The organism is Vibrio sp. MEBiC08052 (assembly GCF_001506075.1).
In the GTDB taxonomy this organism is placed as follows: Bacteria; Pseudomonadota; Gammaproteobacteria; order Enterobacterales; family Vibrionaceae; genus Vibrio.
Genome location: NZ_KQ947475.1, coordinates 1,724,013 through 1,745,712, shown reverse-complemented (window position 1 = coordinate 1,745,712; position 21,700 = coordinate 1,724,013). Strand labels below are relative to the sequence as shown.

23 protein-coding genes, 1 CRISPR repeat array and 1 riboswitch are annotated in these 21,700 nt (G+C 44.8%); of the genes, 11 read left to right on the top strand and 12 right to left on the bottom strand.

The genetic code is table 11. From position 1 onward, the window contains the following. Window positions 1–645, top strand: a 645-nt coding sequence (locus tag VRK_RS21230; RefSeq protein ID WP_197413071.1) for a hypothetical protein, incomplete at its 5' end; no start/stop codon positions are given. Next, window positions 645–992 (top strand): hypothetical protein, encoded by a 348-nt coding sequence (locus VRK_RS07675; RefSeq protein WP_059120826.1) that lies wholly within the window; start codon window positions 645–647, stop codon window positions 990–992. The genes VRK_RS21230 and VRK_RS07675, both read left to right, overlap by 1 nt. A 233-nt stretch (window positions 993–1,225) precedes the next feature. Here the strand turns inward: VRK_RS07675 and VRK_RS07670 are convergent, their stop codons facing one another. Further along, window positions 1,226–1,423, bottom strand: a complete 198-nt coding sequence (locus tag VRK_RS07670; protein WP_038181651.1) for a hypothetical protein — start codon at window positions 1,421–1,423, stop codon at window positions 1,226–1,228. Window positions 1,424–1,884: 461 nt separating this feature from the next. Next, a CRISPR array of direct repeats spans window positions 1,885–2,523; the repeat unit is 29 nt; unit sequence GTGTTCCCCGTACACACGGGGATGAACCG. 29 nt (window positions 2,524–2,552) lie between these two features. Between VRK_RS07670 and VRK_RS07665 the strand changes: the two genes are divergently transcribed. Beyond that, entirely contained in the window at window positions 2,553–4,202 is a 1,650-nt protein-coding gene (locus VRK_RS07665; RefSeq protein ID WP_059120825.1) for an RHS repeat domain-containing protein, read from the top strand. After that, window positions 4,195–4,635: a hypothetical protein gene (locus VRK_RS07660; RefSeq protein WP_059120824.1), complete on the top strand. Its 441-nt coding sequence runs from the start codon at window positions 4,195–4,197 to the stop codon at window positions 4,633–4,635. Before VRK_RS07665 ends, VRK_RS07660 begins: the two co-directional genes overlap by 8 nt. Before the next feature lie 61 nt (window positions 4,636–4,696). Here VRK_RS07660 and VRK_RS07655 read toward each other — a convergent pair whose 3' ends face one another. Next, entirely contained in the window at window positions 4,697–4,894 is a 198-nt protein-coding gene (locus tag VRK_RS07655; protein ID WP_038179236.1) for a hypothetical protein, read from the bottom strand. A 367-nt stretch (window positions 4,895–5,261) separates the two neighbouring features. On the opposite strand from VRK_RS07655, the gene VRK_RS07650 reads away from it, so the two are divergent. Further along, window positions 5,262–5,678, top strand: a complete 417-nt coding sequence (locus VRK_RS07650) for a VOC family protein (RefSeq protein WP_059120823.1) — start codon at window positions 5,262–5,264, stop codon at window positions 5,676–5,678. A 223-nt stretch (window positions 5,679–5,901) separates the two neighbouring features. On the opposite strand, the gene VRK_RS07645 is transcribed toward VRK_RS07650, so the two are convergent. After that, window positions 5,902–6,813: a LysR family transcriptional regulator gene (locus VRK_RS07645; protein WP_059120822.1), complete on the bottom strand. Its 912-nt coding sequence runs from the start codon at window positions 6,811–6,813 to the stop codon at window positions 5,902–5,904. Window positions 6,814–6,932: 119 nt separating this feature from the next. On the opposite strand from VRK_RS07645, the gene VRK_RS07640 reads away from it, so the two are divergent. Further along, window positions 6,933–7,688 carry an SDR family NAD(P)-dependent oxidoreductase gene (locus tag VRK_RS07640; RefSeq protein WP_059120821.1) on the top strand — a complete coding sequence of 252 codons (756 nt, stop codon included), beginning with the start codon at window positions 6,933–6,935 and terminating at the stop codon, window positions 7,686–7,688. 74 nt (window positions 7,689–7,762) lie between these two features. Here VRK_RS07640 and VRK_RS07635 read toward each other — a convergent pair whose 3' ends face one another. The 5 genes from VRK_RS07635 to VRK_RS07615 form a co-directional block, all read right to left on the bottom strand. Next, the gene (locus VRK_RS07635; RefSeq protein ID WP_059120820.1) at window positions 7,763–7,960 is read right to left on the bottom strand and encodes a hypothetical protein; all 198 of its coding nucleotides are present in this window, start codon (window positions 7,958–7,960) and stop codon (window positions 7,763–7,765) included. 388 nt (window positions 7,961–8,348) lie between these two features. Next, window positions 8,349–8,969, bottom strand: coding sequence for a DUF2799 domain-containing protein (locus VRK_RS07630; protein ID WP_059120819.1), 621 nt, complete (start codon window positions 8,967–8,969; stop codon window positions 8,349–8,351). Window positions 8,970–9,222: 253 nt separating this feature from the next. Beyond that, complete coding sequence (locus VRK_RS07625) at window positions 9,223–9,873, bottom strand: ArsR/SmtB family transcription factor (RefSeq protein WP_082671343.1); 651 nt, start codon at window positions 9,871–9,873, stop codon at window positions 9,223–9,225. A 53-nt stretch (window positions 9,874–9,926) separates the two neighbouring features. Next, window positions 9,927–10,316: a hypothetical protein gene (locus tag VRK_RS07620; protein ID WP_059120817.1), complete on the bottom strand. Its 390-nt coding sequence runs from the start codon at window positions 10,314–10,316 to the stop codon at window positions 9,927–9,929. A gap of 15 nt (window positions 10,317–10,331) precedes the next feature. Then, the gene (locus VRK_RS07615; RefSeq protein ID WP_059120816.1) at window positions 10,332–10,634 is read right to left on the bottom strand and encodes an antibiotic biosynthesis monooxygenase family protein; all 303 of its coding nucleotides are present in this window, start codon (window positions 10,632–10,634) and stop codon (window positions 10,332–10,334) included. Between the two features lie 173 nt (window positions 10,635–10,807). Here VRK_RS07615 and VRK_RS07610 point away from each other — a divergent pair, with 173 nt between their 5' ends. Then, window positions 10,808–11,269 (top strand): carboxymuconolactone decarboxylase family protein, encoded by a 462-nt coding sequence (locus VRK_RS07610; protein WP_059120815.1) that lies wholly within the window; start codon window positions 10,808–10,810, stop codon window positions 11,267–11,269. 135 nt (window positions 11,270–11,404) lie between these two features. Continuing rightward, window positions 11,405–12,148 (top strand): AraC family transcriptional regulator, encoded by a 744-nt coding sequence (locus tag VRK_RS07605; RefSeq protein ID WP_059122702.1) that lies wholly within the window; start codon window positions 11,405–11,407, stop codon window positions 12,146–12,148. Window positions 12,149–12,272: 124 nt separating this feature from the next. Here VRK_RS07605 and VRK_RS07600 read toward each other — a convergent pair whose 3' ends face one another. Then, window positions 12,273–13,757: a carboxypeptidase M32 gene (locus VRK_RS07600; protein WP_059120814.1), complete on the bottom strand. Its 1,485-nt coding sequence runs from the start codon at window positions 13,755–13,757 to the stop codon at window positions 12,273–12,275. A gap of 430 nt (window positions 13,758–14,187) precedes the next feature. On the opposite strand from VRK_RS07600, the gene VRK_RS07595 reads away from it, so the two are divergent. After that, the gene (locus VRK_RS07595) at window positions 14,188–15,030 is read left to right on the top strand and encodes a DUF4123 domain-containing protein (protein WP_059120813.1); all 843 of its coding nucleotides are present in this window, start codon (window positions 14,188–14,190) and stop codon (window positions 15,028–15,030) included. A gap of 143 nt (window positions 15,031–15,173) precedes the next feature. Beyond that, on the top strand, window positions 15,174–16,145 hold the full coding sequence (locus VRK_RS07590) for a zinc dependent phospholipase C family protein (RefSeq protein WP_059120812.1): 972 nt from the start codon (window positions 15,174–15,176) through the stop codon (window positions 16,143–16,145). A 46-nt stretch (window positions 16,146–16,191) separates the two neighbouring features. Here the strand turns inward: VRK_RS07590 and VRK_RS07585 are convergent, their stop codons facing one another. After that, window positions 16,192–17,559 (bottom strand): alanine/glycine:cation symporter family protein, encoded by a 1,368-nt coding sequence (locus VRK_RS07585; RefSeq protein WP_059120811.1) that lies wholly within the window; start codon window positions 17,557–17,559, stop codon window positions 16,192–16,194. A gap of 109 nt (window positions 17,560–17,668) precedes the next feature. Continuing rightward, a riboswitch (glycine riboswitch) is annotated at window positions 17,669–17,762 on the bottom strand. A 478-nt stretch (window positions 17,763–18,240) separates the two neighbouring features. Here VRK_RS07585 and VRK_RS07580 point away from each other — a divergent pair. Continuing rightward, a complete protein-coding gene (locus VRK_RS07580; protein ID WP_059120810.1) occupies window positions 18,241–18,987 on the top strand; it encodes a hypothetical protein in 747 nt (248 codons plus the stop codon). 149 nt (window positions 18,988–19,136) lie between these two features. Here VRK_RS07580 and VRK_RS07575 read toward each other — a convergent pair whose 3' ends face one another. Both VRK_RS07575 and VRK_RS07570 read right to left on the bottom strand, forming a co-directional pair. After that, window positions 19,137–20,261 carry a hypothetical protein gene (locus tag VRK_RS07575; protein ID WP_157371874.1) on the bottom strand — a complete coding sequence of 375 codons (1,125 nt, stop codon included), beginning with the start codon at window positions 20,259–20,261 and terminating at the stop codon, window positions 19,137–19,139. Between the two features lie 575 nt (window positions 20,262–20,836). Then, window positions 20,837–21,559: a glycerophosphodiester phosphodiesterase family protein gene (locus VRK_RS07570; RefSeq protein ID WP_059120808.1), complete on the bottom strand. Its 723-nt coding sequence runs from the start codon at window positions 21,557–21,559 to the stop codon at window positions 20,837–20,839. Window positions 21,560–21,700 lie beyond the last annotated feature (141 nt).

Genomic DNA, 21,700 nt, shown 5'->3' with positions numbered 1-21,700 from the left:
GGTTTGGCAGGTGGTTTAAACAACTACCAGTATGTGAAAAATCCGACGGGCTGGATTGACCCGCTGGGGTTGAGTCAGTGTGTGGGGGATTGTCCGGGGAGTGCCTTACAACATATCCCTCATGAACAAAGAGAAGTATATGAAGAGTTTAAGAGGCATCATGAAGGCATGTTCAAAGATGAAATGTCTACGGTTGATGCATTTGAAACCCTTAGAGATGGTAAATCTCCGTGGCCTATAGGTTATCAGCCTAAAACGAGATTAGCTGAGCCAAGGGAGAAATTTACAATGATCACTAATACAGGGCGAGGAAACTATCCTGGGCAGTTTGCTTCTCCAAATGATATTCCAGATGCAATATTTGGTAGAAATAATTTGGCAATTATTGACGAATGGAAGCCAACTTTAGATAGAAAAGTCACATATGAGGTTCAGAAACCTTTTGAAGTTGAGTATGGACCTGTTGGTCCTCAGATAAATAAAGCTGCTGACGGTTCATATTCTTATCTTCCGGGAGGGGGAGAACAAGTAAAATTATTGTATAAAGATTATCAAAATGCAGTTGCTAATGCTGATAATGATTTTACCAAAGATGCTTATATGAAAGTTGTGTCTAATACTAAGCTACCGAAGGTGAAAAAATAATGAAAAAAATAAAAATATTAAAGAAAAGCATTTCATTTTATGTGGGTTTGGATTGGATGAAATTTGAAATTCCTCATATTACACAAGCCATTCTTAGTGAAGATGAGAAGTATGCAGCTTTTTTTTCTAAAGACGAAGGATTGTTTTTATTAGAGCTGTCTGAAAAAAAGTTAAAAAAAATAGATATTCTATCTGGTAATTTCTACACATTTGAAAAATCAAATAATGAAGTTGGATTTACAGTTGTATTAGCACACGAAGAACGTCCGGAAGGTGAACTTTTTTGGCAGCACGATATAGATATGAAGAATTTGATGACAGTCAATTATGGGAAAAAATGGAGATAATTAACAGTCTCCTCTAACTCGATTCACAAATTCAACCCCCAAAAAAACAGTCGGGCTAAAAATAGTCCCGGCTGTTTTATTTTCACATCAACTGATCTCGGGGACGAGCACAATACAATTCGCTGTGATATTGACGGTGATCCTCGCCTTGGTTAGGAACGTAGCCGACGAGTTACACCTTATATTCCAAAACGAGCCGCAACCGCGGCTCGAAATCCAAATAAACCCATTAATTACACCAAATCCTCCCCGTCAATCTCTTGATGGTAGCGCACATAATGAGTGGTAATCAGATTATTCAGATACAGCAGTACGTTGCGTAGCTCTTGACTGTTGTGCCGCTGTTCGGCTTCGAATATTTCTTCTAACTGACGCAAATATTCGCGGGCTTTTTGGGCGAACTCGTGATTATAAGGAATGGTTTCGTACATAGGTTGTCACCTCTGTTTTGCGATGAAATTAAAACCACCACGCAAAGGTTCCTAATCTTTAGGCGGTGAACTAGACAAGGTTAGGAACTACCGCTCGCAATACACGGTGCGCCAAAGCGCCCTTAGCCTAGCTCACCAAAATGCAAGTGTGCCAAAGCCTCATGTAAAAATCTAGTAACATACTGATTCTTACATGTTCTGCGAAAATAACGGGGTTCCTAATCCCGGCACCGGATTTTGCCAGTACAGAGGGTAGGTTATCTGTTTTTGGGAAAATAAAAGTATGAAAAAAGTATGAGATTTTGGGTGTGGGTTCTAAAAATAATCAGCCGATGATTGTCTGAAATTGATAAAATTCAATCCAGTTGCAGCACTTTGGGAAGATGATTTTTGTTCTTTAAAATGTTGGTAGATTGTTAATGATGAAATTTCTTTTTATTGATCAATAATCTATATTTGGAGTGTTCCCCGTACACACGGGGATGAACCGAACGGCGAGGTTCGCACGCGCGGCCAACACGTGTGTTCCCCGTACACACGGGGATGAACCGAATCGATTTGAGCACCGTCGCGACGATGATTTGTGTTCCCCGTACACACGGGGATGAACCGAATTGCAATCGCATAGGCGTGGTTATACTATGGTGTTCCCCGTACACACGGGGATGAACCGACTGGCGTCCTGAATAAATTCAGAAATATGAAGTGTTCCCCGTACACACGGGGATGAACCGCTTGCTTTGTGACCTCGTTTGATAAATCGCCGGTGTTCCCCGTACACACGGGGATGAACCGCGCCCGTGATGATTGGGGATAAACCCAATTCAGTGTTCCCCGTACACACGGGGATGAACCGTGGTATGAGGACATCTCAGAATTGATCGACTGGTGTTCCCCGTACACACGGGGATGAACCGGCGATATCCTCCTTGGGCAAATCAATAATACCGTGTTCCCCGTACACACGGGGATGAACCGGGAACAACAACAAGTCCTGTACCGCCTGCCTCGTGTTCCCCGTACACACGGGGATGAACCGTAGCTGTGACATGACCATAGTGTCCATGACACGTGTTCCCCGTACACACGGGGATGAACCAATCTTGATTATCAATTTCAGCACGGGCGGTTGCAGCAGGTCAGCCTGAACGGGCATTGCCTGACGCAACACCAATATCAGGTGAGCGGTCTGGAAACCCGCCGGACACAGGGTGCGTTGACCAGTCATTTTCAGTATGACGAGCTGGGCCGGTTGAGTGAGCACCGGGTGAGTCAGGCGCAGCAACAGACGTTATTCCGCCGTTATCAGTACAACCGCTCGGGCAATCTGACGCAGGTGGAAGATAACCTGCGCGGTGTGACGCAATATCACTACGACCCGTTAGACCGCCTGACACAGGTGCGCGGTAATATCAGCGAGAGCTTTGCCCATGACCCGGCCGGTAACCTGATACAAGACCGGCTGAGCAATGTGTCCGGCAACCAACTGCTGTTTCAGGGGGACTGTCATTATCAGTATGATGAGTTCGGGAACCTGATACAGGAAGCGCGGGGCACCCATCAGTCCCTGGTCACAACCTATGCATATGACTGTCAGCACCGGCTTATCCGAGTCGAAAAGCCTGACGGCAGCAGCGCTGAATACCGATATGATGCGTTTGGCAGACGGATTCATAAAGCGGTTACCGACAAAACCGGGCAGACCCGGCAAACTGAATTTCTGTGGCAGGGGGATAAACTGCTGGCAGAATCGGGAGAGCATCACTACCAGACCTATCTGTACGAGTACGGCAGCTTTAAACCGCTGGCACTGGTGACCGGTGAAGGGGCAGACAACGCCACACCTTATTTCTATCACCTTGACCAGATTGGTACGCCGCTGGAAATTACCGATGCCACCGGTGCCGTGGCCTGGTCGGTGGATTACCACAGTTACGGTAATGTGGCTTACCAGCGCAAGGCAGAAATCGTCAGCCCGCTGCGTTTTCAGGGGCAGTATTATGATGCAGAAACGGGTTTACATTACAACCGTCACCGTTACTATAGCCCGAGCACCGGACGCTTTATCACCCCCGACCCGATAGGGCTTGCAGGTGGTTTAAACAACTACCAGTATGTGAAAAATCCGACGGGGTGGATTGACCCGCTGGGGTTGACGCAGTGTGTGGGGAGTTGTCCTCCTAGTGATACATATTCGGGGAATACGGCGAACTTCAAAAAGCCGGAACATATCCCGATGACGCAGGAAAAGTTTGATGAGATCATCAATCAGGAGCGTTTCAATCGTGATGCCCCAACGACATATTTACCCGATGAGTATATTACCGCGCATTTAGATCGATTCAGAGAGCAGGGGGGTACCATTGTACAACCGGGATCTTTCCTTAACCCTGATTCTGAATTTAAAACTTGGCCGCCGGGGAAATTTGCGGGTTTACCTGAAGATATGGAGCCGATTATCAGTGAATTTAAGAGAACTGGTGATCATCAGGTTTTAAATGAAAAGTTAGCTCTTGGCTTAGAAGATCGAGCACTGGATGAATTTAAGTCACAGCCTATTTTGATTATTCGTATTGCTCCTGATGATCCTCGATTTAAATTTGAGATGCCAACAGGTAATGAGCCGGGGGCCTATCCGGGAGAATGGGTGCCGGGTGGTGAGTCAAAAGGTGGTATCCGGGAGGCGGTTCTTAAAGGAGCTGAAGATATTAGGCATGAGGGAGATATTAATAAATTGGCATCTCAGTTTGAAAAATCGGAGATTTTAGGTAATGAGTAGCTATAGTAATGAAGAATTTAAATATCATTTTCAGTTAGATCCTATAAAATTTTTTAAAGGGGAAGATGGGTTTCTTGCAAGAGACCCTGACTGGGGTGTTCATATGTACCATTTTGGAATGAAAGTGATGTTTAGATATATCGATGCAAATGATATTTCTGTTACTGATTTTGTGAATGGTTTCAAAATTTTTATTGACTCTCTTGATAAAAATGAATCTGACTTTAAACATTTTGAATCTAATATTTGTGCTTTTTATCAATGTATCATTAATGATGGAAAAAAAATGGATGATATTTTTTCAAAAGGCACAGAATGTAGAGAAGCTACGGAGCGTTATATAAATAGAGTCAACTTTAATTATAGAAATAACCATTACTATAAGACGGTCAAATCTAAATATCCGCAGGCTGCTATTAATGAAGTCTGGTAAGGTTTTACTTTAAAAATTAGAGCCCGAAACGAGCCGCAATTGCGGCTCGAAATCCAAATAACTACACCAAATCCTCCCCATCAATCTCTTGATGGTAGCGCACATAATGGGTGGTAATCAGATTATTCAGATACAGCAGTACGTTGCGTAGCTCTTGACTGTTGTGCCGCTGTTCGGCTTCGAATATTTCTTCTAACTGACGCAGGTATTCACGGGCTTTTTGAGCAAACTCGGGATTGTAAGGGATAGTTTCGTACATAGTAAACTCCAGAGATTAATGGGAAGAATTTCACCACGGGAGTTCCTACGCTCGGGTGGTGAACTGGAACAAGGTGTAGGAATACCGCTCTCTAGGTACGGCTAGCCGAAGCTGCCTTGCCCAGCTCACCATAATTCAGGTGTGCTGAGGCCGTACATAATAGAAAACCCAAATGATGTTGGCAAATCCATATGCTGTGAGTTGTTACGGGTTCCTACGCCCGGCACCGGATGTTTCCTATGCCCCTTGGTTTAATGAAGGGGAGCACTTTTGAAGATTAGCGTTTATGATGGCATTTTTGTTAAGCGTATTAGACGGGGTAAATTGGCCTGATATCATTCGAGTCATTTACTATATAAGGTAGAAAATGAAGCAAAATATTGTACACATTGCATTGGTAGTAAAGGACTACGATGAAGCGATAGATTTTTATGTGAATAAGCTTCAATTTGAGCTTATTGAAGATACCTATCAACCAGAACAAGATAAACGCTGGGTTGTGGTTGCACCACCAAATTCACATGGCGTGACGTTGTTACTCGCGAGAGCCTCAAAACCTGAGCAACATGATTTCATTGGTAATCAGGCCGGTGGGCGAGTCTTTCTATTTTTAAATACTGACGATTTCTGGCGTGATTATGAACATATGAAATCAATAGGCATTAAATTTGTTCGTGATCCCAAAGAACAGGACTACGGGACAGTCGCAGTATTTGAAGACTTATATGGGAATCTCTGGGATTTGCTTCAATTAAATCCAGAGCACCCAATGGCACAGCGGTAGAGATTGCGTTTCTCCTGAAAAATAACAACAGCCACAGTAGAATTTTCCAATCATCTAAAATCAGCATCAAATAATGATTATATAAAATAAGCCGCAACTGCTGCTCGCAATCGTTATCATCCTAATCAATAAAAGCAGGCGCTTCGTGGTAGCGCATATTGTGGGTGGTCATCAGATTATTCAGTCAAGCGTTCTGTCGGGGCAATGGGAGCTCTCATATGGATCACGACACGATATCCGCATTGATTTGTCTGAATAAAGTGACCAACCAATCAATAAATACACTCAGTCTTTTGGGCTGTTGGCGCCGCGACTCATAAAGCACCGACAAAGACATTGGTGCGCAAGTGAATTCGGTTAATACTTCAATCAGCTCACCGCTTGCCAGCTGTTGTTGAACACCACGTCGGGGGAGCTGGATGATTCCTAATCCATTTAAACATGCGGATAAATAGGCATCGGTCGTTGTGACAGAAATCAGGCTGGGTGTCGGTACAAAGTGCGTGTGATTATTTCGGCTGTATTCGAAACCCTGTGGTGACGGCGTACTTGCATGGACGTAATCCACAACAAAATGATGATTGAGGTCGTCCGGTGAGACGGGTATACCATACTGTGCGGCATAACCGGGGCTAATGCAGTTCACCATATCCATCATTCCCAAATGTCGGCTGACCAAATTGCTGTTTTCAAGTTCTCCGCCACGAATGACGCAATCGACTCGCGCTTTTATCGGGTCAATCCGATAGTCAGCGCCAAGCAGTTGAATGCGCGTTTTCGGATATTGTTGAAACCACGCGGGTAAATGAGGGGCCACCACGGTGGAGAAAAATCGACTCGGCATATCGATTTTGATGACACCACTGAGTTCTTCGCTTTCCCGTTGAAATTGGTTTTCCAAAGCTTCCAACTCATCCAGTAAGCGTAAGCACTGGACATAATAGCGTTCACCGGCCTCAGACAATGAAATTTGTCGGGTACTGCGATGCAGCAAACGCGTTTGTAGATGTTCTTCCAGTCTGGTGATTGATGTTGAGATTGCTGATTTAGGGACGTTTAATTGCCCGGAAGCCTGAGTAAAGCTGCCATTTTGTACCACAGCAATAAAACGTTTCATCGTTTCAATCTTATCCATACGCGCTCACTGTTCATTATTTATGAACAGTGTTATCTCATTAGGCGTATTTTTCAAGGTAATTTATTCCTGTAATTTGTTGACTCAACGGTTCACCATCAAACAGAAGAGGTCAGCAGATGAATAAAGTTGCATTTATCACCGGAGGCAGTCGTGGCATTGGGCGGGAGGCTGCGCTTAAGCTCGCTGAACAGCATGTCGATATTATTTTTACTTACCATCGGAATGAGAAAGCCGCTTTGGATGTCGTTGAAAAAATTCAGCAAAAAGGACAGAAAGCGTTTTCTATTCAATGTGATATCCGAGATGGATCATTATTTGATGATTTGGCAGAAACGGTCAGTGCCATATTAAACGCGCAATTGGGGCGTGAAACGCTGGATTACTTGCTCAACAATGCGGGGACAGGTGTGAACGCGAATATTGAACAAACCGGTATACATGAGCTTGACGACATGCTGAATATTCATGTTAAGGGACCGTTTTTCTTGACTCAAAAACTGTTGCCGCTGATTGAACAGGGCGGGCACATCGTCAATATATCATCCGGCCTGACACGTTTCTCTTTCCCCGGCTCGGCAGCGTATGCTATGGCAAAAGGGGCAGTAGAAGTGATGACGCGTTACATGGCCAAAGAGTTTGCCGCCAAAGGGATTCGTGTTAATACACTGGCTCCGGGCGCGATCATGACAGACTTTAAAGACGGTGCCATTCGTCATAGCGAACAAGCTCAGGCGATGATCGCATCCGTTACGGCGTTAGGCCGTGTGGGTGAGGCAGATGATATCGGTAAAATCATCGCAGCGATGTTCAGCGACGGGTTTGGCTGGGTCACCGGACAGAGAATAGAAGCCTCTGGCGGCATGATGTTATAGCCTGCATGTTCACTGATTGTTTTATATTTAAAACGAGCCGCATCTGCGGCTCGCCAAATCAATCCAGATCCTCGTTACACCAAATCCTCCCCATCAATCTCTTGATGGTAGCGCACGTAATGGGTGGTAATCAGATTATTCAGGTACAGCAGTACATTGCGTAGCTCTTGACTGTTGTGCCGCTGTTCGGCTTCAAACATTTCTTCTAACTGACGCAGATATTCGCGGGCTTTTTGGGCAAACTCGGGATCGTAAGGGATGGTTTCGTACATAGTTATCTTCCGAAGAGTTAGTGAAAAAACATATCACCACGGGAGTTCCTACGCTCGGGTGGTGAACTGGAACAAGGTGTAGGAATACCGTTCTCTCCGGAACACGGCCAGCCGAAGCTGCCTTGCCCAGCTCACCATTATTCAGGTGTGCTGAGGCCGCATATAGTAAGAAACCAACGTAAAGTTAGCAACCTATAATGCCGGAAAGCAATGACGGGTTCCTACGCCCGGCACCGGATTTTGCCAGTGCAGAGAGTAGGTTATCTGTTTTTTAGAAAATAAAAGTATGAAAAAAGTATGAGGTTTTGCGAGTGAGTTAACAGGGGAGCATTGAAGTGACAGTGGCTGTCAGATCACTACAGCCACCGATTGATTTAGAAGTATCGATTTAGAAATGCACCGACTGGTTTTCAAGCGCGCTTAACTTTGCTTGAGTCCGGGCGATATCCGCAATCAGTTGTTTGTTGCGTTGTTCTAATCCGCCCAAGTCTTGTTGCATCTGGCTGATTTGTTGATTTAACCGGTAACGGTTATCAATGGTTGTTTCATTCGAGAGCATTAAATTGGTTTTGTCGGTAATTTTCGAGCGCAGGTCTTTAATCTCTCGCTCATTACTACTTTGTTCATAGCGTAAATTACTTAATGTTGAAGAAACGGAATGTATTTCATGACCGGCTTGATAGCCTTTGAGGAAATCACCTTCTAATGACGGCGGGCAGATACCGGTGTAATCGTATCCTTGCTTACCTTGCGCAAATCCATTGCGGGCGGTACAGAAACGCGTGACACCTTCTTTATGACCGTCTTGATAAGCCTTAAAATCGGGAGAAATACCGTATTCAGCACAAGCTTCACGATGGGAAGCAATCCGAGTATCCGGATATCCTTGTGCACCGTCTTCATATCCGATTTGATGCCAGTTAGCTGTCATACATTCTTCTTTACTTAGCGTGGCACAGCCGGATAAAACAATTGTGCCCATAAATAAAACAACCAAGAGTCGTTTCATCGACTTCTCCTTTATTGTTAATCTCAATATTGGGTTTTCACTCAAACAATACGCAGTCAATCCTGGCGGATCTGCCGAACCATGCATAACTGTGAACAAGCTTTTGGATTGGTATTATGTAGCTTATTGAAATTTAAGTGATTGTGTGGCGGGTAGGATAGTTCAGAATCGTCAATAATGGAACTGGCATCTTCACATTCTGTGTTAAAAACGGGATTGAACGAAGCGTGTGTCAATAATCTCCGGCTCACCGTTATTGATGACTGAAAAAATGCTTATCCAGTTCTTTTTTACCTTTACTCGTAATCATCACTTCGCGATATCCAGAGACTCTTTCTATCCAGTGATTATTTTCAAAAAAACTGAGTAATGATGCCCCTAAATAACCGCCGACGTGGAACTTTCTTTCGCTCCAGTCTAAGCATGGACAACATGCTTTACGTCTGGTTTTTGCATTTAGATGAACGCCTAACTGTAAGAGCTTTTCTTGCCCTTGTATCGTAAGCTTTTTGCCATCGCTCTCAATCCAGTGATTTTTGACCAGAGAATCATATAATTTAACTGCTATTTCACCGGCTAAATGGTCATAACATGTTCTTGCTTTTCGCAGTTCCTTCGGCACTTTGGCGCGAGAAGCACGACTGACTGGAAAAGTCATTCCCATCATTTTTTCGAGTAATTCAGCGACGCTGCTGTTATATAGGCGAAAATATCTATGTCGCCCTTGAGATAAACAAATGACAAGATTGCTTTTTAACAGACGAGATAGGTGAGAGCTAGTTGTAGATGCCGCAATATCAGCGACCGCGCTTAGCTCCGTCGCGGTCCAAGCTTTTCCATCCATCAAGGCACATAGGATTTTCATTCTAGAAGGGTCAGACATAGCAGCTGCCAAAGCTGCCATGTCGGTTTCCTGACTATAATCTATCGATTTTATCGAAGAATAATTTTGTTTGCTCAAGTGTGGACAGCCCAATCAATCGTCGCATTTTCCGCCAATGTATCGTTATCAGTGATCAGTATCAACCGATTATCATGATCACTATACTGAACCATAATGTTAACCCCTTTGTCTGCCAATGCTCTGGCTATTGCACCAAGCTCACCGGGTTGTTCTTGCTTAAGTTTGCGTATGAGTGGAGAAACAACGTCCTTCACTTCAAACCCATTGTCAGTAAGAACTTCCCTCGCTTTCTCACCATCTGCAACTAGAAAATGAGCATGGCTTTGATGGTCATGAGTAAATACGCCTCCGCCTTCTAATCCAATGCCATGTTTTCCTAGGATCTCTCCAAAGCGGGATAATTCTCCGGGGCTATTTTTTAAAATAATATGTATATCATGCATCTTTCTATCTCTATGTTATTGTGAACAATATTCCCGAGTTGAGGTTAAAACGTTGATTTTGTAAGAAGAGAAAATAGAGGATTTTCCTTCGTTTTGAGCAAGTTTGTGCTGTACATTTTTCTTCCATTTTTTGATCGCTTCTTCATCTTGCCACCAAGACAGAGATATAAATTTGTCCGGGTTCGTTGTGCTTTGAAAGCGTTCGATGGAGATAAAACCCTCGATATCACTGAGCAGTGGTTTTAACTGCTCCGCTAACTGGAAATACCGCTCTTTCTTTTCGGTAACCGCCATTGCCTCAAATAATACAGCTATCATGTCTTTCCCTATCTATGTCACTTCATTGTTGCCGCTACTGTAGCGAATTGAAAAAGAGATGCTTCGTTGATGACCGAAATATGGTTGTGGGGTGATTTCAGCAACATGTCGAAAATCTTCAATCTATTGCTCAGTGCGTTTTTTATCATGTAAAAAAATAAAGGAGAAAGACCATGCAAAAACGACTCAGCTACACCGACATCGCACCGAAGGCAATTGACATCTTGTATGCTCAGGAAGCGTATTTCCATGAGCAATTCCGTCAATCTGACACCATGAATATGACCATATGGGAACTGGTCAAGTTGCGTGTTTCGCAAATCAATCAATGTGCATTTTGTATCGATATGCACAGTAAAGACGCACTTAAACTGGGGGAAAAGCCTGAACGGATATGGGGGCTTAGTGCGTGGAAAGACATGTACTTCTACAGCGATGCAGAACAAGTTGCGTTGGGCTGGGCTGAATTACTGACGGCCGGTCTGCCGGTCGATGATGATACCTATCAACTGACTTTAGATACCTTTGGTGAAAAAGCGATGGTCAACCTGACGATTGCGATCAACGCCATCAATAGTTGGAATCGAATCGTGAAGGCATTTAAGCCTCAGGTGGGGGTATACCAGTCCAAATAATTGAACTCGGGTTAATCTAATCGGGACTTGACTGTTTATACTTTAACTGAAGACGAAAAAGAAAGAGTATCAATGGATACGATGTTCTTCTCTGAGTCGTGGTTAAATCAGTTGTGGTTAAATAGGATAATTCGTTTGAGCTTAGACTTTGAGATATTTAAACCTCAGGGAAAGTTAGCCGGCCATATTCAGGCAATCTGGTCGGTTTCCGTCGCGTCTGACATGGTGCAAACGGTGCGTAAGGAATTACTCAGTGATGCCGGAACCGGTGTGACGTTTATTTTGCAAAATGAGGTGCAGATGGACGGCGAGTGGCAGAGCCCGGGGGTTTTGTTACTGCCCGTCAGCACGCTAGCGCATCAGGTTTGCCTGCCGCCCGGTACTGTTATGGCCGGGGTGCGCTTTCATCCGGCTGTCGGTTATCAGTTATTTGGTCAACGCTTAGCACAACCGTTGCGAATTGAGGGGGATCATCCGCTCGCCTCTTTGGCGTTCGCGACATTTGCATCTCTGCAAACCGCGCATTCGCCGTCAGCGAGAATGGTTGTGTTATACCGCTGGTGCCAAGATCTGATTGCAGCATGTGCGCCTCAGGATGTCAGTCATATTATTGACCAAGAGCGAGCAACGATCAGTCAGCGCCAGAGAGAGCGTCAGTTTCAGAAATGGCTGGGGATTACTCCGAAGCATTATCAGCGCATTACTCGGGTGAGACAGACTTTAGAGCAGCTTCGGGCACAGCCTGACATCTCTTTGTCGGCTCTGGCGCTGGAGCAGGGCTTTGCCGATCAGGCCCATATGACCCGGGAATGTAAGCAGATTGCGCGTATGACACCCAAACAGTTTGTGCGGAAGAGAAAAAAGCCGAACTGGCCTTAATTGAGCGGCGATCCGATAAGATGATGAGTCATTTTGGCTGGTGTCAGCTCGTGACATGAAAGTAAAAAAAGCGGAATGAATTCCGCTTTTTGATTATTCCAAGATAGCTCTAAACCAAGATAGCTTAACCGAGATAACGACCTTCAAGGTGGGCTTTGAAATGCGCCGGATTCAACGTTTCACCCGTTGCCTGTTTCACCAGTTCATCGGTGGTGAATAAGCTGCCTTTGCTCCAGATGTTCTCGCTGAGCCAAGTGAAAATCGGAGTGAGGTCACCGCTGCCGATTACCCTGTCAACATCAACAGTTTGTCGCATGGCCGCCATAAATTGTGCAGCATACATCGCACCGAGGGTATAAGACGGGAAGTAGCCGAATGAACCGTCTGTCCAGTGAATATCTTGCATACAACCTTGGCGATAATTGCCTTGAGTGGACAGCCCGAGATAATGCTGCATCTTTTGATCCCATAATTCCGGGACATCGCGGAATTCGATCACACCATTCATCAGATCACGCTCGATTTCGTAACGCAGAATGACATGGGCAGGGTAGGTGAGTTCATCGGCATCGACCCGGATAAAGTCCTTATTCACTCTAGAGTACAGTTTTTGCAGGTTCGCTTCTGCAAATACCGGATCATTATGGGCGTTGAAATGCCGGGCTGCCAGATCCGCCAAATGAGAAATAAATTGAGGATTGCGGCCAATCTGCATTTCAAAAAAGAGTGATTGTGACTCATGAATCCCCATTGAGCGCGCTTCACCGGCGGCTGTTCCGGCATAGGCTTTCGGTAAGCCTTGCTCATAGCGGGCGTGGCCGGTTTCGTGGACGATTCCCATTAGCGATTGGACAAACTCTGTCTCGTTGTAGCGGGTTGTGATGCGCACATCGCTCGGCACACCGCCACAAAACGGGTGAGTACTTTCATCGAGTCGGCCGTGATCGAAATCGAATTGCAGGAGTTGCATGACAGCTAATCCCAGTGATTTTTGCGTCTCACTCGGATAATTGCCCCGTGGTAGCAGCACAGATTCGTGGGATTGTTTCTCAATCACTTGGTCAATCAACGCTGGCAGCCAAGATTTCACATCGTCAAATAAGCGATCCAGCGTTGCGGTAGATGCACCGGGCTCATACAGATCAAGCATCGCATCATAAGGGGTTTTGCCTGTAGCGGCAGCGCGGATCTGGGCCTCTTCCCGTGAGAGTTTGACCACTTCTTCCCAGTTGGCCGCAAATCCGGCCCAGTCATTAACTTGTTTCTGTTGGCGCCAGGCATGTTCGCAGCGGGCACCGACGATTGATTTGGCTTGAACTAATGATTCAGGCAATACCGTGGCTTGTTGCCACCGCCGCTTTATCTCGCGCAAAACCGCTTGTTGCTCTGTTGAGAGAGGCGCTTGTTCTGCCTGTGCAAACCATTCGGCAAGCTGGGGCTGGTTCATCAACTGGTGAATATGAACGTGTAGTGCAGCCATGGACTCAGCTCGTGCTTGTGCACCGCCTGGCGGCATCATTGCAGCCTGATCCCAACCACAGATTGCAGCAAGATGCTCGAAGTGAGAGATATTTTTTACATGCTCAACCAACTGATGGTACGCGTTCATAGATTCAACCTCTGTTTAAGTGGTAGCAAATGAATTCAAGGGTATATCAAGATGCTGTGAAACACACAATGATTTTTGTTTTTTGTGACTTATTGATTTATATGTGATTTTTATTATTAGTTTTATTTGTTAAGTGACTCCCAAAAGTGATCTAAATTGCAAAATGCAATCGTCATGATGAGAAAAAGATTGATAGAATTAAATTTTAACTCAATTGAGTTTTTATTATGGCTCTATTGAGTTAATTCATATAATGAACAATTCGTTGAATCCGTAGCAGATTTTAGCGGAGTAGCTTTTCACCTTACCTATATAAAGGAATGATCATGACAGTCACTAGCGATGCTTCCATTGGTTATCTCGACCCTATTTTGAACAAGTCAGTTCGCTCACCTTGTCGTCTCGTCGTGGATGATTTTGAGCGATGAACATGTTTCAATCTGAACAAATACTCGGTTTGATGCCCACAGGGACGAATGATCGTTTCTACTTGTTTGTTGATGGACGTCAGTTGCCGCCTTATTACCAAGCCTATTTTCCTGACGATCCGATTGTTGAATCGGCAGCTGTTTATCTGTGTGAATCGGATGAAGAACACTCACCTTATCTATTGGCCGTCGATCATTCAGTGAAGCACTGGTTTTTGAGACATCAGCAGAGTTCCGAGGGATTTTTCTTTCGTTCATCATGGTCGATCAAGCAACTCGCCGAACATTTCAGGCAACAGATACAGGTGTTGTCTCCTTATGGGACGACCAGCTATCTCAATATGGCTCATGCAGACGTGGCGTGGACGTTACTCAGTGCATCGTGTCACTGGTTTTGGCAGCCGATGGATAAGGCTTGGCTCCCAACGTCTTTGGGATGGCAAATCATGGCCCGGGCAGATTTTGAGCCGATGGTCTTTTTTGAATTGCCACTGCAATTAACACCGGCGCAATGGCAGCAGCTGAGCCATATTGCATGGCAGAGTCTGCTTGAAGCGATATATCATCACATGCAACGCCATTTTCCTGAGGTGTTATTCCAGCAGGAGCGTGGGGATCTCTGGGTGGAAGCCCATGCGCAGATTGCTCGTCAGAAAGGATTTGTCACCCGTCAGGATCAGTTGAATTACTTCAATATTATCGGCTGGCTGGGAGAGTCAGCGGTGACCGGTGAGGCGTATCCGGAAATTTATCAATTGATCCACTTTCCCTCATCAGCAAGTACACCGACTCAGCGGATTTGTCAGGCGGCTCGATTAGCCAGGCAGTATGCGTTGAATGTGTGATGGCCGGGCATCTGGGGTCAGGAGAAGCTTAATCATCAAAGCAATAAATAATTGAATTGTGTCTCATTACTTTTTATGCAAGATAAATGTCATAAAAATCACGTAAGTTGTTATCAGTAGACAAGCAATGGTGAAGGTTGATTATGCCGGGTGCATTTGCTCACATTACCGCAGTCAATCAGGCATTCATGCAAGGTGATGCGCTGTACACTTTACCCAGCCGAATGCAACGTATTTTACTCGTGAACCAGCGTTACGTAGAAATGGGCGCGGTTTCTCCAGATTTTCCTTATCTGAAAATTACTGATTCTCTTCAGGCTGCGTGGGCGGATCGGATGCACTATCAATCTGTCGGTGATTTGTTGCGTAGTATGATTGAGCATGTCCGTCGCTTACAGGGGGAACAGCAGGATCGTGCGTTTGCCTGGCTGAGTGGGTTTCTTGCTCATGTGATTACCGATATCACGATTCATCCGGTGATTGAACTTAAAGTCGGAGAGTACGACCAGAATAAACAACAGCATCGCGAGTGTGAGATGCATCAGGATGCGTTTATCTGGCAACGGATGGGGCTGGGTGATATTGGTTATGTCGAACGACTATCCCGTCATTTGCTCCACTGTGCAGAGATTCAGTCACCCCATCAGATTGACCATGTGATTGAGACGGTGTGGCGGGATTCACTGCTTGATACTTATGGACAGCAATTCGGCACGCCGGATATTGACGGCTGGTATGTCGGGTTTATTCGCGTGATGTCATTGGTTGAAGATCAATATCGGTTATTTCCGTTTTCTCGCCATGTTGCGGCTTTTCTTGGCTTGGTTTATCCGCAGATTTCAGCCATTGATCGTCAGTACATTGAGCATCTGGAGACCCCTTATGGTTGCTGGCATTATGATCAGGTCTTCGATTTTACGGTGGCGAATATCATCCGATATCAATGTTTACTGGGTGAGAGTGTTTATGAGCACGGTGCAACGGACTGGCTGAAAAACTGGAATCTGGATACGGGGCGGTGTGAGCAGGGCAATTTAACGCTTTGGTCTCAGGCTGGCCTCCGAGCCTGCCTATGGGATCAGTCACTGACATTGAAAGAAGCAGCGCGCCTGTGATATGTCACACGACGCGCTCAACGAACGGTTAAATCTCCGACAGGCGTCAGGCTTCGGCAGGGGCCGATTTCATCATACCGTGACGGAAGAATAACGCAGTTTCTTCAATCACCACTTTTCTTAACATCAGCAAGCCAATCAGGTTCGGAATTGCCATCAGACCATTGACGATATCAGCAATAATCCAGATTAAATCCAGATGCAAAAATGCACCGGAAGCAATCAGTGCGATGAAGATGAGTTTATAGGTCAGGATACCTTTGGTGCCAAATAAGAACACCACACAGCGCTCGCCGTAGTAGTTCCAGCCAAGAATGGTGGTAAACGCAAAGAAGATTAATCCGATGGATACCAGCATCGGGCCAACCGTTGCTGAATCAAGACCAACGGCAAACGCATGGGTTGTCATCGCCGCACCGGACAGATCACCCTGCCACGCATTGGTGAGGATTAAAGCCAAGCCTGTCATGGTACAGATCAGAATCGTATCAAAGAATGTCCCCGTCATGGAGATCAACCCTTGTCGTACACAAGAGTCCGTTTTCGCGGCGGCGGCTGCCATCGGGGCGCTGCCAAGACCTGACTCATTGGAGAATACGCCGCGGGCGACACCGGCTTGAATCGCCAACATAATCGTGGCACCGGCAAAACCTCCGGTTGCTGCGGTCGATGTGAAAGCAGATTGAATCACCAGCAGGACTGCGGGAACAAACTGATCCGCTTGCATGATTAAGACCGACAGACAGGCCAGAATATAAAACAGCGCCATGGTCGGTACCACTTTACTGGCAACTTTTGAAATCGACTGAATGCCACCGATGGTGACAATGGCAACCAGTAGCGTCAGGATACCAGCTGCGACTTCTCTGGAAACTCCGAATGAGAGTTGCGATGCATCGACAATCGCGTTGACTTGCGGAAATGTCCCAATACCAAAGAATGCCACGCCAATCGCAAATACTGCGAAGGCCGTCGCCAATAATTTTGAACCCACACCATACTGTAGAAAATACATCGGCCCGCCAACCATTTGGCCTTTTTCATCGGTTTTGCGATATTTGACGGCCAACAGACATTCCGCGTATTTGGTCGCCATGCCGAACAGAGCAGCAAACCACATCCAGAACAGCGCACCGGGCCCGCCAAGTTTGATTGCCGTTGCGACACCGACAATGTTGCCGGTTCCGATGGTTGCGGATAGTGCGGTACATAGTGCCGCGAAGCTGGAAACATCACCGGTTTTGCCTTGTGACGAACGGCCAAACACCAGTTTTAATGCGGTGGGTAAGTGGCGGAATTGCAGCAGTCCGAGACTGAATGTGAAGTAGATACCGGTTCCGACCAGTAAAATGAGTAGTGGTGGGCCCCAAATAAAACTATCGATAGCACTGAATATAGATTGCAGGTCTTGCATGATTTCCCCTTAAAATAAGTACAGATAAGGAGAAGAGGAAAGGTTGATTATAAAGTGATCATCCTGAAATAACGGACGACGCGTCGAATAAATTTTCAAAAAATGTGCCTTTCACTCCTCTGTCCTTTTGCCTGAGAGTTTCATCCCGGATGGGACTTGCTCCTTCGGCGATCGATTCAACGATTCTCTCCAGAGGTTCCTCCAACTACAGTCCTCGCAATTCTTCTTGGGGGAAGAATAAAGCACCTGAAAGATTTACTTCTTCGGCGGGTATGTGTACCTAATTTGTTAAAAATAGGTTAACAACCTCTCTCCTGTAGTCTTCACTGGAACAATCATCTAAATTGATGATTTACGCGGTGATGTTAATCCAAAAATTTTGTGATGTCACCTACAGAATTTAGGTAAATCTATAAAAAATGATGACTTGATGTATTATCGACTTTCCTCTGACCTTAAATAAAAGAATCATGATATAAATCCCAAATGAGTAAGGCGGAATAATTATGGTTAGACTCATTGCAATTATTGTTTTGATTGCGCTTGCATATGTTTTGGTTCGATACGACACTCGAGAAAACATCCAGAAGGGCATTATTGTCGTACTGTGTAGCGCTTTTGCAGTTTACCTGGTAGCCGTTGTTGTAAGTGAATTAATACGTTAAAGCAGATGGAGTTATTGTGAATAAACAATCTGACAGTTTGGATGATGGAGATGAAGACGTTGTCGTTATTGAGCAAAGGGACAAGCGTACTTATATCTACATTGGTATCGCTGCTGTGATAGGGATTGCCGCGGGCGGACTGATTGGTGCTTTGCTATCGGGACAACGCTGGCAAGAGGCTTATCAGATGCTGGAAACACGCTATCATCAGCTTGAACAAGCCAATCAGAAAACACTAGTCGATTCAGATCAACAAACTCATTTGAAAATTCAACAACTGAGTAAAGAGTTTGATCAAAAGTTAGCGGACGAAAAAAGTGCTTATCAAAAGCAGGTCGATGAGCTGAATGGCAAAGTCGAGCAGTTGGCTCAGGAAAAAGCTGAGTTGGCAAAGCAGTTATCTGAAGAGAAGTCGAAGATCACTCAGGTCAACAAAGTCAATAACCGGCTGAATCATCAGGCCGACCTTCAGGCGACGATGTTTGAGCGGTCTCGTGAACTGTTCCAGAAAGAGCTGAAAGTGAAGCAGTCACTTGAGTCGCTGGAAAAAGAGCGGGAAACCTTACAGCAGAAGAAGAAAGAGCTGAAGAAAGAGTGTGATCTTTATCTGCAAGGCACCTCGTGGGATGCACATTCCGATGCCTGTGATCAACAGGATGCTGCCAATGAACGTTTGGGTAAAGTCAATCAGCTGATCAAAGTCAATCAGATGGATTTGAAAGAGATTCAGGCGCTGGCCAAAGATCTGGGGATTGATGAGTAATGATGTGTGAATGAACCGGGACTTGGCGTTCCGGTTTATTGGCGTATCTGTATTCGTTCCGACTAGATCTGACAGTTTTGATTATACCGTGTGACTTCATCGTACACCTACATTCTGCATCCCACGGCTTATTTTGGGACAATATCCTTTCACCAATGAACAGTCAAAGTATCAAGAATTGAGTCATGTTTTTTCGCAGTTATCATCTTTAGTTCTCCTCTTGCTACAACGACCAGATCTTGAGTATCATGTGCTAAAAAGAAGCCAAAATTAGAATTTAGCATGATTAACGAATGATTAGGCATTCTTTTCATTGAGTCTTTGAATACGACAGAATACTGCTCCGTATTAGGTTTACTCTCTAGTTTGTACGCATGATCTATAGATGAATAGACAAGATTTATAGCCATGGCTACAACTATAAATAGATAGATTGAAACTTGTTTGTAATTTTCGATATAACGCCAGATAGGCAATCTAAAAAAGCATAGATAAAAGGCTACAATTGCACCTAAGTAAATAGTGCTGGGCTCTATCTTCCCTGTCATAGCGCTTGGGACTATTAGTAGGCTAATAAATCCAATAGTCAGTAATTTATAACTAAAACTCGCAAATGTTATTGACTTATCATCTTTCCCATAATCTTCTTCAACAGCAATCTGCTTCACTGCATTAACTGAACCGAATAGAACGCCAAGCAAAGATATGACGGTGGTTACCAAAAGCCAAGCTATCGATTCAATGCTCGCAGACACATAATCATTAATTGTGAAAAAGTCCCCAACATTTATGTCGTAGTTCCAAAACAAAAGTTTAGTATGCAGGAAGCCGCTGACGAAAAACATTGCCGTCAAGAAAGCGAGAAATGTTGAGAACTGCTGACTAGTTACTTTTACTTTACCAACAATGTCAGCCGCAAAATAATTCAATCTATTCTTGGTCAGTCGTTTTACTTTTTGTCGGTTCTCTTTGCGTGCCGTTTTAGCTGCCACACATATTTGATTGGCTTGAATCTCATTGATTTCTTCTGTTTTTATGTGACTTTGAGGTGTCTCATCCCAAGAGGTTTCGAGAAAGCTTAGCAAGTTTCGTCTTGCATTATACCGCCATAAATTGTGATAGTCTGAAATTAAACCCTGATACATCTCTAGAGGCACACTTTCTAAAACAATCTCTTCATCAACAGATAGTTTCTCGTTGAATTCGCCACCAACATCATAAAAGCCAAAAGCCTTATTCCTTACTTTATTTGCTATTTTTTCATGCTGAGACATGTTGTATTCGGGAAACAGCTTCACGGACTGCATGCAAAACAAAGTAAAAGCTACATATTTAAGGTTGTTCTGTGCTCTCCCATACCTACCTTTTCGAAATTTATACAACTTATATTGCAGTGGCATGCGGTAAAGCAAATTGCGTAGCTTGAGCAAATAATACTTTGTTTGAAAGAACATATAGAGCACCTATGAAAACATATTAGTATAGAGTTTAAAGTGTATGAGTCTAAGAACAAGCACTCTATATTGTCGTTTTTCAATTAATAGATTTCTATCAACTTGAAACAGTCTGAAAGAGGATACGGTTTTTCTTGCTTGAGTATTGATGGGTCAGAAAAGTTGTAACGCATTTTAGGGCAGAACTGATTCAGAGTAACCTGTAAGATCCAGTCACATAGGGGGGAAACGAAGCTGATAGATTGCATTCAGACTATCAGCTTATTTGTATTAACCACTTCTGCATCAGGCTCTGTTACATTAAACCGTGGTTTCTGACACTCGCGAATGCAGTGAGGCCGCACCGTCGAGACGCTTTCCCCCAATGATTTTTCCGCTACGCATCAATCTTTTGCTTATTGGGCCGTTGCCGGTGCTAAAAATCGTTGCGGAAAATCACTGAAAATCCCATCAACGGCAGACAGGTGTCGGAAACGCGGATTGTTGACCGTATAACACCAAATCTCAACTGACTTCTCACGTAGCTTTTTAATCTGTTTCTTGGTCAGCCAACGTGCATTGAGATGGCAACTGAAAGCGGATGTTTCATCCAACAGACGGATAATTTTTTTGTTCAGTCTTTCGGCTAAAACACCGAGACGAAATTCAGGCAGCTGACGACTCATTTCCCGCATCACATCATGATGGAAGCTGGATAATAAAATCGAATCGGGTGAGACATCACTGGTCTCTAGTTCTTTCTTGAGTGAGGCAATCACCGGGCCGGTTGCCTCATGATCAAGTTTCACTTCGAGATTGACATGGATACCCGTGGCTTTCACAACTCTGAGCAGTTCTTGCAAGGTCAGAATGGTTTCTCCGGCAAAACTTGGTGCAAACCAACTGCCGAAGTCGAACTGTTGAAGTTCCTCGACGGTTAGTTGATCAATGCGTCCTTTACCGTTACTACAGCGATTAATTTTGTAATCGTGACAGACCACCAGAACCTGATCTTTGGTGGGCTGAATATCCACCTCGATCCATTTAAGGCCGAGGTCAATTGCGGCCATGATACTGGCCATGGTATTTTCCGGATAGTTTCCGGCGACACCGCGGTGTCCGACAATTCGGGGCTGCATGATTGACTCCTTGCGGGGAAATGTCCTGAATCATATACCGAAGTGATTGAGAACGATAGCGTTGTATGTCTGGCTGAATGCTATCCATCCCTCAATTGATTTATTGGTTGATAATGAGAGTTTTTCTCATTAAGATGAAAT

What these genes read in the sequence shown, in the direction of transcription:
- VRK_RS07655 (WP_038179236.1), bottom strand. Translation starts at nt 4,894, where the DNA reads ATGTACGAAACTATCCCTTACAATCCCGAGTTTGCTCAAAAAGCCCGT.
- VRK_RS07595 (WP_059120813.1), top strand. Translation starts at nt 14,188, where the DNA reads ATGTTTCAATCTGAACAAATACTCGGTTTGATGCCCACAGGGACGAAT.
- VRK_RS07635 (WP_059120820.1), bottom strand. Translation starts at nt 7,960, where the DNA reads ATGTACGAAACCATCCCTTACGATCCCGAGTTTGCCCAAAAAGCCCGC.
- VRK_RS07620 (WP_059120817.1), bottom strand. Translation starts at nt 10,316, where the DNA reads ATGCATGATATACATATTATTTTAAAAAATAGCCCCGGAGAATTATCC.
- VRK_RS07640 (WP_059120821.1), top strand. Translation starts at nt 6,933, where the DNA reads ATGAATAAAGTTGCATTTATCACCGGAGGCAGTCGTGGCATTGGGCGG.
- VRK_RS07600 (WP_059120814.1), bottom strand. Translation starts at nt 13,757, where the DNA reads ATGAACGCGTACCATCAGTTGGTTGAGCATGTAAAAAATATCTCTCAC.
- VRK_RS07675 (WP_059120826.1), top strand. Translation starts at nt 645, where the DNA reads ATGAAAAAAATAAAAATATTAAAGAAAAGCATTTCATTTTATGTGGGT.
- VRK_RS07625 (WP_082671343.1), bottom strand. Translation starts at nt 9,873, where the DNA reads ATGGCAGCTTTGGCAGCTGCTATGTCTGACCCTTCTAGAATGAAAATC.
- VRK_RS07645 (WP_059120822.1), bottom strand. Translation starts at nt 6,813, where the DNA reads ATGGATAAGATTGAAACGATGAAACGTTTTATTGCTGTGGTACAAAAT.
- VRK_RS07660 (WP_059120824.1), top strand. Translation starts at nt 4,195, where the DNA reads ATGAGTAGCTATAGTAATGAAGAATTTAAATATCATTTTCAGTTAGAT.
- VRK_RS07570 (WP_059120808.1), bottom strand. Translation starts at nt 21,559, where the DNA reads ATGCAGCCCCGAATTGTCGGACACCGCGGTGTCGCCGGAAACTATCCG.
- VRK_RS07630 (WP_059120819.1), bottom strand. Translation starts at nt 8,969, where the DNA reads ATGAAACGACTCTTGGTTGTTTTATTTATGGGCACAATTGTTTTATCC.
- VRK_RS07615 (WP_059120816.1), bottom strand. Translation starts at nt 10,634, where the DNA reads ATGATAGCTGTATTATTTGAGGCAATGGCGGTTACCGAAAAGAAAGAG.
- VRK_RS07670 (WP_038181651.1), bottom strand. Translation starts at nt 1,423, where the DNA reads ATGTACGAAACCATTCCTTATAATCACGAGTTCGCCCAAAAAGCCCGC.
- VRK_RS07650 (WP_059120823.1), top strand. Translation starts at nt 5,262, where the DNA reads ATGAAGCAAAATATTGTACACATTGCATTGGTAGTAAAGGACTACGAT.
- VRK_RS07590 (WP_059120812.1), top strand. Translation starts at nt 15,174, where the DNA reads ATGCCGGGTGCATTTGCTCACATTACCGCAGTCAATCAGGCATTCATG.
- VRK_RS07610 (WP_059120815.1), top strand. Translation starts at nt 10,808, where the DNA reads ATGCAAAAACGACTCAGCTACACCGACATCGCACCGAAGGCAATTGAC.
- VRK_RS07575 (WP_157371874.1), bottom strand. Translation starts at nt 20,261, where the DNA reads ATGTCTCAGCATGAAAAAATAGCAAATAAAGTAAGGAATAAGGCTTTT.
- VRK_RS07585 (WP_059120811.1), bottom strand. Translation starts at nt 17,559, where the DNA reads ATGCAAGACCTGCAATCTATATTCAGTGCTATCGATAGTTTTATTTGG.